The following is a 12,559-nucleotide window of genomic DNA, read 5'->3' on the forward strand; positions in this document are numbered from 1 at the left end:
TTGTTACAAAAATTTTTAGGTTTAACCTTGTTTTAAAAAATATCATCACACGTAAATCGTTCCTTCAAGCGAACTCCTTTTTCCGTTTTTTCTACGGTAATAATTTCGTTATGCGCATCGTGTTCTAAAAATAAATAGTGATTATTATCAGCCGCTACATTTAGGAATTTTGCTTTTTCGGGCATAGTCAATAATGGTCTAGTGTCATAACCCATCACATAAGGAATAGGAACGTGTCCGGCTGTCGCCAATAAATCAGCACAAAAAACAATCGTTTTATCCTGATATTGAATTTGAGGAAGCATCTGTTTCTCGGTGTGACCATCAGCAAAGAAAATACCAAAACCCAATTCCGATTTTTCAAGAAAATCGCCTTCGGGTCTTTTGATGAAATTCAACTGGCCGCTTTCCTGCATTGGTAAAATATTCTCTGATAGAAAAGATGCTTTTTCTCTGAGATTTGGTTTTGTAGCCCACTCCCAGTGACTGTCGTTACTCCAGAATTTAGCGTTTTTAAACGCCGGTTCGTAGCCCGTTTTGTCGTTATTCCATTGTACGCTACCACCGCAATGGTCAAAATGCAAATGCGTCATAAAAACATCCGTAATATCATCGCGATGAAAGCCAAATTTAGCTAACGATTTATCCATGGAATGCGCTCCCCAAAGCGAATAATACCCAAAAAATTTATCGGATTGTTTGTTTCCCATTCCGGTATCAATCAAAATTAATTGGTTTCCATCTTCAATTAATAAACAGCGGGCAGCAATGTCAATTAAATTATTTTCATCTGCAGGATTTGTTTTATTCCAAATGGTTTTTGGCACAACACCAAACATAGCGCCTCCATCAAGTTTAAAATTTCCAGTTTCAATAGGATATAGTTTCATTTTTTACTTTTTTTCAATATATAACAAATTTAGGAAATACAGTGAACCAAAATAGGTTTTTTCTATTTTATGATTAGTTATATAAATGTTATCAATTATGGAAAAAGGTTTTTATATAGTATCTTTGTCGTTAATTTAGACAAAATCAAAATAACGATATGATAAAAGTTTCTGATACTGCAAAAAAGAAAATCATCGATCTAATGAAAGATGATGGTTTTGATGCTGCAATCGACTACGTAAGAGTTGGTGTAAAAAGCGGCGGATGTTCTGGATTATCTTATGATTTAAAATTTGATAAAACAAAAAGCGAAGATGATAAAATCTTCATTGATAACGATATAACGATTGCCGTAGAAAAAAAATCGTTCCTCTATTTAGCCGGGACAATTTTAGAATTCTCAGGAGGAATTAATGGTAAAGGGTTTGTTTTTAATAATCCAAATGCGAATAGAACTTGTGGATGCGGAGAATCATTTTCTCTGTAAAACATTAAAAAAAAAAATATGTCAAAATATACCGAAGACGACTTAAAAATCGAACTCGAAACTAAAGAATATGAATACGGATTTTACACCGACTTAGAATCAGAAACGTTTCCTGTTGGTTTAAATGAAGATATCGTTCGCGCTATTTCACAAAAAAAAGGAGAACCTCAATGGATGACCGATTGGCGCCTTGAGGCTTTTCGTGCTTGGGAGCAAATGACAGAGCCTGAATGGGCTAATGTGCATTACACCAAACCAGATTTTCAGGCTATTTCTTATTATTCAGCGCCAAAAGCCGTGGATCCTAATAAAACATTGGACGATGTAGATCCTGAACTTTTAGAAATGTACAAAAAGTTAGGTATCTCTGTCGATGAGCAAAAGATGATGAATAATGTAGCGATGGATATTGTCGTTGATTCAGTTTCTGTAGCGACTACTTTCAAGAAAACATTAGGCGAAAAAGGAATTATCTTTATGAGTATTTCTGAAGCCATAAAAGAACATCCAGAATTAGTTCGAAAATATTTAGGAACCGTTGTACCGCAAAAAGACAACTTTTATGCCGCGCTGAATTCGGCCGTTTTCTCTGACGGATCTTTCTGTTATATTCCTAAAGGCGTTCGTTGCCCAATGGAACTTTCTACTTATTTTAGAATCAATCAAGCAGGAACTGGGCAGTTTGAAAGAACATTATTAATTGCCGATGAAGGCAGTTATGTAAGTTACCTTGAAGGTTGTACCGCTCCAAGTCGTGATGAAAACCAGTTGCACGCTGCGGTAGTGGAATTAATCGCTTTAGACGATGCCGAAATCAAATATTCAACCGTACAAAACTGGTATCCTGGAAATAAAGAAGGAAAAGGTGGTGTTTTCAATTTTGTAACTAAAAGAGGAATTTGCGAGAAAAACGCGAAAATTTCTTGGACACAAGTAGAAACCGGTTCCGCTATAACTTGGAAATACCCATCCGTTATTTTAAAAGGAGACAATTCAACAGGCGAATTTTATTCGATTGCCGTAACCAATAATTTTCAACAAGCGGATACGGGAACAAAAATGATCCATTTAGGTAAAAATACTAAATCGACCATTATTTCTAAAGGAATTTCTGCCGGAAAATCACAAAACAGCTATAGAGGTTTAGTTAAAATTGGACCAAATGCAGATAATGCTAGAAACTTTTCGCAATGCGACTCCTTATTAATGGGAAACAATTGCGGAGCGCATACTTTCCCTTATATCGAAAGTAAAAACCCATCGGCAAAAATCGAACATGAGGCTACTACAAGTAAAATTGGAGAAGACCAAGTTTTCTATTGCAACCAACGTGGAATTCCAACTGAAAAAGCTATTGCGTTAATCGTAAACGGTTTCAGTAAAGATGTATTGAATAAGTTACCAATGGAATTCGCAGTAGAAGCACAAAAATTATTAGAAATTTCGTTAGAAGGTTCTGTAGGTTAATCTTTTAAATTTAAATAGTTATGGACTTTATTTTAAAAAATGTAAAGAAAAAAGATTTTCCAGTCTTAAAATCATTGGCAAAATCACTTGGATTTGAAATTATAAAACAAGAAAAATCATACAACCCTGAGTTTGTAAAAGAAATTTTAGAAGCAGAACAAAGTATTAAAGACGGGAAAGGGATAAAAATGACGATGGAAGAAATACGTGCTTTATGCAAATAGTATTTACGACTAAAGCAAAAAAAGATTTAGATTTTTGGATTAAATCTGGAAATAAAAACATCTTAAATAAAATCACAGATTTAATAGAGGACATTCAACTACATCCTTTTGAAGGAATCGGAAAGCCGGAACAATTGAAATACCAACTTTCTGGAAAATGGTCAAGAAGAATAAATGAAGAACATCGCATTATATATAAAGTTATCGAAGAAAATACAATTGAAATATTAGACATTTTATCACTAAAAGGTCATTACGAATAAACAAAGACAATATGTTAAGTATAAAAAATTTACATGCCTCTATTGGGGATAAAGAAATATTAAAAGGGATTAACCTCGAAGTAAAAGCAGGAGAAATTCACGCGATAATGGGACCAAACGGTGCCGGAAAAAGTACGTTAGCGTCCATCATTGCTGGAAACGAAAACTACGAAGTAACCGCAGGTGAAATCTCTTTAGACGGAGAAGACCTTTCTGAATTGGCACCAGAGGAAAGAGCACACAAAGGAGTTTTTCTTTCGTTCCAATATCCAGTGGAGATCCCAGGAGTTTCGGTAACGAATTTCATGAGAACAGCCATCAACGAAACGCGTAAAGCAAACGGTCTGGAGGAAATGCCGGCTAAAGATATGCTGAAAGTGATTCGTGAAAAATCAGAATTATTAGAAATCGACAGAAAATTTCTTTCTCGTTCTCTAAACGAAGGTTTTTCTGGTGGAGAAAAAAAACGTAACGAGATTTTCCAAATGGCGATGTTGGAACCAAAATTGGCAATTCTTGATGAAACTGATTCTGGACTTGATATTGATGCGTTAAGGATTGTTGCAAATGGCGTTAACAAACTAAAAAGTGACAAAAATGCAATCGTAGTTATAACGCACTACCAAAGATTATTAGACTATATCGTTCCTGATTTTGTTCACGTATTGTACAACGGAAAAATTGTAAAATCCGGCGGAAAAGAATTAGCACACGAATTGGAAGAAAAAGGATACGATTGGATTAAACAAGAACAAGAAGCTTAAAATTAAAATAGTCAAAAGTCTAAGGTCATAAAGTCAAAAGAAAAAAGTAATTGGGAAATTTAATTCTTTCGAAGAAATTAATTCTTGGCAAAAAGCAAGAGTTTTTAATAAAAGAATTTACCAAATTACTGAAAATACAAATTTCAAGAAAGACTTTGATTTCATTAGACAAATTAGACGAGCTTCAATTTCTACATCATCAAATATCGCTGAAGGTTTTGAGAGAAATACTGACAAAGAGTTTGTTTACTTTTTATACGTTGTAAAAGCTTCCGCTGGAGAAGTTCGTTCTCAATTATATTTAGCATTTGATTTAGATTATATTACTAATGAAGAATTTGAAAAACTTTTAGAATCAGTAACAGAAATATCAAAATTGTTAAGTGGTTTTATTAAATATTTATCAAAAGGCTAAATTTTGAAAGTCTAAAATTCGAAAATTTCCACACATTCGACTTTTAGACATTCGACTTTAAGACTTTAAGACTTAAATTAAAATGGATTTAAAAGAAAAATTACTATCGTCTTTTATGGCTTTTGAAGAGCGCATCGATGTTCACTCCGAACTTCATGATGTAAGAACTTCAGCCATAAAAAACTTTGAAAATAAAGGTTTCCCAACTAAAAAAGACGAAGCTTGGAAGTACACTTCGCTAAACGCTATCTTAAAAAATGACTTTACCGTTTTTTCAAAGGAAGAAAATGCAATTGAATTCAACCATGTAAAAAAATACTTTTTGCACGAAGTAGACACTTACAAAGTAGTGTTTATTGATGGTGTTTTCAGTTCGCATTTATCGTCAACAACACACGACGGAGTTGATGTTTGTTTGATGTCATCGGCATTAAATAAACCAAAATATAAAATGATTATTGATACTTACTTTAATCAAATTGCCAGTAAGGACGAAAGTTTAACTTCTTTGAATACGGCTTTCGCCAATGAAGGAGCGTATATCCATATTCCAAAAAGTAAAGTGACCGATAAGCCTATTGAAATTATGTATTTCTCAACTGGAAACGAAGCGGCTCTTTTGGTTCAACCAAGAAACTTGGTGATTGTTGGTGAAAATTCACATGTTCAAATTATCGAGCGTCATCAAAGTTTAAACGAGAATCCGGTCCTAACGAATTCCGTAACCGAGATTTTTGCTCAAAAACGTGCTATCGTTGATTATTACAAAATTCAAAACGATACGCTTGAAGCAAATCTAATCGATAACACCTATGTTTCTCAGAAACAAGAAAGTCACGTTTCAGTACATACGTTCTCTTTTGGAGGGAACTTAACAAGAAACAATTTGAATTTTTATCATTTTGGGGAACGATTGACAAGTACGTTGAACGGAATAACAATTATTGGTGAAAAACAACACGTAGACCATTATACTCTAGTGCAACATTCCACTCCAAATTGCGAAAGTTTTCAGGATTATAAAGGAATCTATTCCGATCGTTCTACAGGTGTTTTCAACGGAAAAGTGTATGTAGAGAAAGAAGCACAAAAAACAAATGCGTTCCAAAAAAGCAATAACATTTTATTGAGCGACAAAGCGACTATAAACGCAAAACCGCAATTGGAAATTTTTGCTGATGATGTAAAATGTTCTCACGGTTGTACCGTTGGACAATTGGACGAAACGGCAATGTTCTACATGCAACAACGCGGAATTCCTAAAAAAGAAGCAAAAGCATTATTAATGTATGCATTTTCGAATGCCGTTATAGAAAGTATCAAAATACCGGAATTGAAACAACGAATCACCAAAATTATCGCTACGAAATTAGGCGTGAAAATAGGATTTGATTTGTAGTTAATACTAAGTAAAAGTTGTCATAGCAACCCTGTCAGAGTTTAAAACTCTGACAGGGTTTTTTAATACGATTACTTCTGTAAACTCCCAATAATCCCACTTAACATTCCATTAAAATCAAATTCAGGATCTTCTTTCAAGCCCATTCTTACAATCACTAAATCAAGTGACGGAATAATCGCCACCATTTGTCCTTGAAAACCGCTGCAATAATACATATCTCTTGGAACATCGGGGTAATGTCCGCTGGCGTTAAGCCAAAAGTGCGCACCGTATCTTCCGTTAGACGTATTCGTTGGGGTTGCGGTATATTTCACCCAACTTTCGTCTAAAATTTGTTCTCCGTTCCAGTTGCCTTTGTGCAAATACAACAACCCAAATTTTGACCAGTCTCTAGTCGTTGCCCAACCATAAGAGGAACCTACGTAATTCCCCGCCATATCCGTTTCGATTACCATAGAGTTCATTCCTATTTTATCAATTAAAGCCGAATACCAAAAATCCAAATATTCCTGATGCGTTTTGAATTGTTGTCGTAAAATCCCCGAAAGCAAATTCGTTGTTCCAGACGAATAATTCCAATGCTTATTCGGATTGAAAGCTGCTGGTTTTTCTAATTGAACGCGACACATATTTTCAGCCTGAAAAAGCATTTTGGTGGCATCACAAATTTTATCGTATTTCTCTTCCCATTCCAAACCGGAATTCATGTGAAGCAAATCATTTGTGGTGATCTTTTTACGTTCATCATTTTGCCATTCTGCAATCGGAGCGGGATGGTAGATGTCGTATTTACCTTGTTTTTGAAGAATTCCAAACATGGCGCTGGTAATACTTTTGGTCATAGACCAACCCAATATTTTACTATTTTTATCAAAACCGACATCGTACTTTTCGGCAATGATTTTGTCTTTATAAATTACCAAAAGGGAACGTGTTCTTTTTTGGATTTGCTTCGCTGGTTCGCCTTTTAGGCTCGAGTCACCGTTTTTATCAAAAGCATTGGCGACAGCCGCATTCAATTTAGTATAATCAACGTTACTAAAAATGGTGTCTTTGGGTTTCTTATTTCCATACGGAAAAGGTAAATTATTGTTCAATTTTGTTCTTTTGGGTACCTCATACGGTTTTGAAACATCAAAATCATCGCTGATTAAAGTGGCTCCCAAACCTTCGCGGTAAATCGCTTTTCGTTCTTTCAAACCATAAACCGAAGCAGCGGCAAATTTTCCCATGTCTTCAATTTTGTTTCTGGCCAAATCAATCATATTGATATCGTTGTCCCCTTTCTCTATCATTTCTTGGGAACGATTATCAATAAAATGCCCCGAAGCCATACTTTTGGCTGAAAAGCCAGAAATTAAATCCAGTTTTGGATAGGTGGTGAATCCAAAATAAAAGATTCCGATAAAAAAGGCAAAACCAACGAACTTAAAGAATTTTTTCATAGAGAATTAATTTGAAGCAATTTAATAAAAAAGAAGCACATTTTTTAAACCAATACACGATTGAGAAAATCAACTTTTATTAACAACTGTTTGCCAAAAATTAATTCCAATTTCACTACTTTTGTATTTAGAAAAATTCTAAATAATGAAAGGCTAATTTCAAATTAGTATATCTAAAAAAATGTTTAGTATTGGCGTTCTTTCGGACCAATAAAACATTAAAAAAAGCAGACACATGTTAGACATTAATAAAATTAGAGCCGACTTCCCAATTCTTTCACAGAAAGTAAACGGGAAACCACTGGTTTATTTCGACAACGGAGCTACTTCGCAAAAACCCCAAGTGGTGATTGATGCAATTTCAAAATATTATCAGGAGATTAATGCCAATATTCATCGCGGCGTTCATACTTTGAGTCAATTAGCAACTGATGCCTACGAAAATTCCCGAGGGAAAATTCAAAATCATATAAATGCCAAATTCGCTCACGAAGTGCTTTTTACTTCGGGCACAACGCATGGAATTAATTTAGTAACTAACGGATTTGCTTCGATTTTAAAACCAGGCGATGAAGTTTTAGTTTCGGCATTGGAACACCACAGTAATATTGTGCCTTGGCAAATGTTGTGTGAGAAAACAGGTGCGACTTTGCGCGTAATTCCAATGAATGAAGATGGCGAATTGATTATGTCCGAATATGACAAATTACTATCGGACAAAACTAAAATTGTAACCGTAAATCATATTTCGAATGCACTTGGAACAGTCAATCCTATAAAATACATGATTGACAAAGCACATGAAGTAGGAGCAGCTATTTTGATTGATGGAGCGCAGGCCGTTCCGCATTTGAAACCAGATGTACAAGAATTAGATTGTGATTTTTATGCATTTTCAGGACATAAAATTTGTGGCCCCACAGGAACTGGCATTTTATATGGGAAAGAAGCGTGGTTGAATAAATTACCGCCGTATCAAGGTGGAGGCGAAATGATCAAGGAAGTAACTTTCGAGAAAACAACTTATGCGGAACTGCCTCATAAATTTGAAGCGGGAACACCAAATATTGCGGGAGGAATTGTTCTGGGAACCGCCATTGATTATATGAATGAAGTTGGTTTTGACAACATTCAACAGCAAGAAAAGGAATTATTGGAATATGGAACCCAAAGATTACTGGAAATTGAAGGTTTGAAAATTTATGGCACAGCCAAAGAAAAAACTTCCGTAATTTCGTTTAATATTGAAGGAATTCATCCCTATGATATTGGTACAATAATTGACAAATTAGGAATAGCCGTAAGAACGGGTCACCATTGCGCCCAACCAATCATGAATTTCTTTCGTATTCCAGGAACAATAAGAGCATCATTTGCTTTTTACAATACCAAAGAAGAAATTGATGCGATGGTTGCAGCAGTGAAAAAAGCACAACTCATGTTATCTTAAAAAAATAAAATTATGAAAATACTTTCTTTATTATTCTTAACCATCTTTCTTGGAAAAGGATGCGATAGCGCCAAAGCTCAAGATATTCAATCTGCTGTTATTGAATATACCGCCAATACGAGAGGCTTTTATCAAAAAATAACCGTCAAAAATCAAATGGTGACTGTTTCAAAAGACAGAAATGGAACTGACAAACCGGTCGCTACAAAAATATCAAATGCCGATTGGAAAGAATTAGTAAGTTGTCTTAAAACAGTGGAATTAGATAGTTTGGCAAAATTAAAAGCACCGACTCAAAAACGTTTTTATGATGGTGCCGCCATTGCCAACGTGAAAATCACTTTTAAAGATAAAACATATGAATCTGCTAGTTTTGATAATGGCTTCCCACCAAAAGAAATTAAGAAATTTGTAAACAAAATAACAGCATTAGTAAAAAAAGAATAATACTGAACTAAATTCAGCACGCTATGAAAATTAAAGACATACAAGAAGAAATAGTTGATGAATTTTCGATGTTTGATGACTGGATGGAACGCTATGAATACATCATCGAACTAGGAAAAAAACTCCCTTTAATCAAAGAAGAATTTAAAACCGAAAACAACATTATCAAAGGTTGCCAATCGAAAGTTTGGCTGCAAGGGGAGAAAAAAGACGATACAATTGTTTTCACCGCCGATAGCGATGCCATTTTGACCAAAGGAATTATTGCGATATTAATTCGTACTTTTTCCAATCAAAAAGCGTCTGATATTCTGGAAGCCGATCTGAATTTTATTGACGAAATAGGTTTAAAAGAACACTTATCTCCAACACGCGCAAACGGATTGGTATCGATGATAAAAAATATAAAAATGTATGCTTTGGCATTCAGCACGCAGAATTAATTTTAAACATATAAGTCATATTAGTTTTTTTTAATTCAAATAAACATATACTTATTTTATCAATATTAAAAGCTGATTGCTATGAACATAACAAGGAGTTATCTCAAAGATTTAGTTTATCAGGTTAATGGCGCAGCAATTGAAGTTCATAAAAGTATAGGTCCGGGTCTATTGGAAAGTGTTTATCATCAATGCCTAAAAAAAGAATTAGAGTTACGAAAAATAAATTATTCTTGTGAATTATTGGTCCCTTTAAAATATAAGGGACATGAGTTAGAATCTAAATTAAGATGTGATTTATTTATAGAAAATGTTCTTGTTGTTGAATTAAAATCGGTAAATGAAATAAACCCAATTTATGAAGCACAATTGCTTACTTATATGAATTTATTAAATGCGCCAATTGGTTTGTTGATTAACTTCAATGTGAAAAATATTTTCTACGAAGGTCAAAAAACAATGGTAAATGAATTATATAGTCGACTTGAAGACTAAAAAAACAAATTGTTTTAAACAAATTAGCATACTAGATTAAAAAACATGAATAAATATTAAAAAGTCAACATATAAGTGATACCAGCAAATTAGATGAAGACACATATATTAAAAATTAAAACAGAATAAAAACTTACATATACTTACATTTTACTTTAAATAAAGAAACTTATATGACTTATATGTTTAAAAAACAGAAAAAATTATGACACAAGAAATAGACACAACTGAATTAGGAGAATCAATCGTAAAAATATTAAAAACTATTTACGATCCGGAGATTCCTGTCGATATTTACGAATTAGGATTGATTTATGACGTGATGGTTAATACGGATTTTGAAGTAAAAATCCTGATGACTCTTACATCGCCAAACTGCCCGGTTGCAGAAAGTTTACCACGAGAAGTGGAAGAAAAAGTAAAATCATTAGAGAATGTAAAAGACGCTGAAGTAGAAATTACTTTTGATCCGCCTTGGAGCAAAGATTTAATGAGTGAAGAAGCAAAATTAGAATTGGGAATGCTTTAAAATGGCGCGGACTCAACCCAAATCTTTAAACGATCAAAAAATTGGATTAAAATCTTCTTTGGATTCGCTTTTTTTTATACCCCGCTTTTTCAAAGAAATTTGGCGTACTAACAAAACGTTATTCTTGACATCAGCTTTTTGCAGAATCGTTGCGGCTTTGTTGCCCGTTGCAATTTTATGGGTTGGAAAACTCATTTTTGATGCCATCATCCAAATTACAACACATGGCCAAAAGGATTATTCTACGCTTTGGCATTATGTGGCAATAGAATTTATGCTTGTAGTTTCATCTGATTTGGTAGGTCGTGCAATCTCACTTACCGATGGAATTCTTGGAGATCAGTACAATATCAATAGTTCGATTAAAATCATCAAAAAGACTAATGAAATCGATATTAGTCTGCTTGAAAATTCTGAATTTTACGACAAGCTTGACCGAGCAAGAACGCAAACGGCAGGTCGTGTTGATTTAATGTCGAATGTTTTAGGTCAGGCGCAAACTACTATTTCTATCTTTTCGCTTGTGATAGGGTTGATTTATTTTGAACCTTATTTAATTGTCCTATTAATTTTAAGCATTTTTCCGTCTTTTATCAATGAAGTCCGTTTCAGCCAACAACAATATTCGTTGGCTAGAAGCTGGACTTCCGAAAGAAGGGAATTGGATTACCTTAGATTTATTGGCGCCAATGATAAAACGGCAAAGGAAATTAAGCTTTTTGGATTAACTAGCTTTCTGGTCGAAAGATTTGAAACCCTTGCAACGCGCTATTTTAAATTAAATAAATCGCTCGTTGTAAAACGTTCCAGTTATGGGTTTTTATTCAATGTTTTAGGATCAATAAGCTATTATGCAGCGTATGTCTTTATAATTTACAGAGTGCTTTCGGGCGGAATTACACTTGGTGAATTAACTTTTTTATCCGGGAGTTTCAATCGTTTAATGAGTAGTCTGCGAGATTTTTTTTCGAAATTTACTCGGATATCCGAAAGCTCTTTATATCTGAAAGATTATTTTGATTTTCTTGACATTCCATCCGAAAATAAAAATATAAAGGAGGTTCCGTTGCCAGAAAAAATCAAAATCGGATTTGAATTCAAAAACGTCTATTTTGCTTATCCGGAATCTGATAATCAAATATTAAAAGACATTAGTTTTGATATAAAAGCAGGAGAAAAAATAGCATTTGTTGGGCAGAATGGTGCCGGAAAAACAACACTTACTAAATTACTGCTTCGGTTTTATGAGCCAACATCGGGTGAAATTTTACTTGACGGCATCAATATAAACCGATATAATAAGGCCGATTATCAGGAATATTTCGGAGTCCTTTTTCAGGATTTTTTCAAGTATGAATTTTCAGTGAAAGAAAATATTGCCATCGGAAAAATTGATGAAATTAATGATTACGAACGAATACAAAAAGCGGCTGAATTGAGTTTGGCTAACGAAGTTGTTTCTGAATTAAAGTATGGCTACGATCAACAACTGGGAAAACGATTTGCCAAGGGTCAGGAACTATCTGGTGGACAATGGCAAAAAATCGCATTGGCACGGGCTTACATGAAAAACGCTGAGGTTATGATTTTAGACGAGCCCACATCGGCACTAGATGCCAAAGCCGAAAGCGAAGTTTTTGAACGGTTTATAGGATTAATAAAAGATAAAACCAGTGTAATAATTTCTCATAGATTTAGCACTGTGAGACAGGCAGACCGCATTTTAGTCTTACAAGAAGGTAAGATCTTAGAATCAGGAACGCATAATGAGTTAATGGAAAACAATAAATTATACGCCCAACTGTTCACACTGCAGGCTGAAGGCTATCAATAAAAA

Annotated in this window: 15 protein-coding genes; 13 read left to right on the forward strand and 2 right to left on the reverse strand. The window is 34.2% G+C overall.

Annotated elements, in window-relative coordinates; all coding sequences use genetic code 11:
• Positions 1–32: 32 nt before the first annotated feature.
• Complete coding sequence (locus C4S35_RS02525) at positions 33–890, reverse strand: MBL fold metallo-hydrolase (protein WP_103998647.1); 858 nt, start codon at positions 888–890, stop codon at positions 33–35.
• A gap of 158 nt (positions 891–1,048) precedes the next feature.
• Between C4S35_RS02525 and C4S35_RS02530 the strand changes: the two genes are divergently transcribed.
• From C4S35_RS02530 to sufD, 7 genes are all read left to right on the forward strand, one after another.
• A complete protein-coding gene (locus C4S35_RS02530; RefSeq protein ID WP_103998648.1) occupies positions 1,049–1,378 on the forward strand; it encodes a HesB/IscA family protein in 330 nt (109 codons plus the stop codon).
• 18 nt (positions 1,379–1,396) lie between these two features.
• Positions 1,397–2,845: a Fe-S cluster assembly protein SufB gene (gene sufB, locus C4S35_RS02535; protein WP_103998649.1), complete on the forward strand. Its 1,449-nt coding sequence runs from the start codon at positions 1,397–1,399 to the stop codon at positions 2,843–2,845.
• Positions 2,846–2,865: 20 nt separating this feature from the next.
• Entirely contained in the window at positions 2,866–3,069 is a 204-nt protein-coding gene (locus tag C4S35_RS02540) for a DUF2683 family protein (protein ID WP_103998650.1), read from the forward strand.
• Complete coding sequence (locus tag C4S35_RS02545; protein WP_103998651.1) at positions 3,060–3,332, forward strand: Txe/YoeB family addiction module toxin; 273 nt, start codon at positions 3,060–3,062, stop codon at positions 3,330–3,332. The genes C4S35_RS02540 and C4S35_RS02545 overlap by 10 nt, the downstream gene beginning before the upstream one ends.
• 11 nt (positions 3,333–3,343) lie before the next feature.
• Positions 3,344–4,096: a Fe-S cluster assembly ATPase SufC gene (gene sufC / locus C4S35_RS02550; RefSeq protein ID WP_073209233.1), complete on the forward strand. Its 753-nt coding sequence runs from the start codon at positions 3,344–3,346 to the stop codon at positions 4,094–4,096.
• Positions 4,097–4,172: 76 nt separating this feature from the next.
• Positions 4,173–4,511, forward strand: a complete 339-nt coding sequence (locus tag C4S35_RS02555; RefSeq protein WP_279627768.1) for a four helix bundle protein — start codon at positions 4,173–4,175, stop codon at positions 4,509–4,511.
• Positions 4,512–4,593: 82 nt separating this feature from the next.
• The gene (gene sufD / locus C4S35_RS02560; protein WP_103998652.1) at positions 4,594–5,910 is read left to right on the forward strand and encodes a Fe-S cluster assembly protein SufD; all 1,317 of its coding nucleotides are present in this window, start codon (positions 4,594–4,596) and stop codon (positions 5,908–5,910) included.
• A 71-nt stretch (positions 5,911–5,981) separates the two neighbouring features.
• On the opposite strand, the gene C4S35_RS02565 is transcribed toward sufD, so the two are convergent.
• Complete coding sequence (locus C4S35_RS02565; RefSeq protein WP_103998653.1) at positions 5,982–7,358, reverse strand: serine hydrolase domain-containing protein; 1,377 nt, start codon at positions 7,356–7,358, stop codon at positions 5,982–5,984.
• A 235-nt stretch (positions 7,359–7,593) separates the two neighbouring features.
• On the opposite strand from C4S35_RS02565, the gene C4S35_RS02570 reads away from it, so the two are divergent.
• The 6 genes from C4S35_RS02570 to C4S35_RS02595 all read left to right on the forward strand — a co-directional run bounded on the left by C4S35_RS02570 (position 7,594) and on the right by C4S35_RS02595 (position 12,556).
• The gene (locus C4S35_RS02570) at positions 7,594–8,808 is read left to right on the forward strand and encodes an aminotransferase class V-fold PLP-dependent enzyme (RefSeq protein ID WP_103998654.1); all 1,215 of its coding nucleotides are present in this window, start codon (positions 7,594–7,596) and stop codon (positions 8,806–8,808) included.
• A gap of 12 nt (positions 8,809–8,820) precedes the next feature.
• Complete coding sequence (locus C4S35_RS02575; RefSeq protein ID WP_103998655.1) at positions 8,821–9,255, forward strand: hypothetical protein; 435 nt, start codon at positions 8,821–8,823, stop codon at positions 9,253–9,255.
• Positions 9,256–9,278: 23 nt separating this feature from the next.
• A complete protein-coding gene (locus tag C4S35_RS02580) occupies positions 9,279–9,698 on the forward strand; it encodes a SufE family protein (protein WP_103998656.1) in 420 nt (139 codons plus the stop codon).
• 81 nt (positions 9,699–9,779) lie between these two features.
• Positions 9,780–10,193, forward strand: a complete 414-nt coding sequence (locus tag C4S35_RS02585; RefSeq protein ID WP_103998657.1) for a GxxExxY protein — start codon at positions 9,780–9,782, stop codon at positions 10,191–10,193.
• A 205-nt stretch (positions 10,194–10,398) separates the two neighbouring features.
• Positions 10,399–10,722 (forward strand): SUF system Fe-S cluster assembly protein, encoded by a 324-nt coding sequence (locus C4S35_RS02590; protein WP_103998658.1) that lies wholly within the window; start codon positions 10,399–10,401, stop codon positions 10,720–10,722.
• Position 10,723: 1 nt separating this feature from the next.
• Positions 10,724–12,556 carry an ABC transporter ATP-binding protein gene (locus tag C4S35_RS02595; RefSeq protein ID WP_103998659.1) on the forward strand — a complete coding sequence of 611 codons (1,833 nt, stop codon included), beginning with the start codon at positions 10,724–10,726 and terminating at the stop codon, positions 12,554–12,556.
• Positions 12,557–12,559: the final 3 nt, after the last annotated feature.

Origin of the sequence: Flavobacterium urumqiense (assembly GCF_900108015.1) — a bacterium.
GTDB classification, from domain to species: Bacteria; Bacteroidota; Bacteroidia; order Flavobacteriales; family Flavobacteriaceae; genus Flavobacterium; species Flavobacterium urumqiense.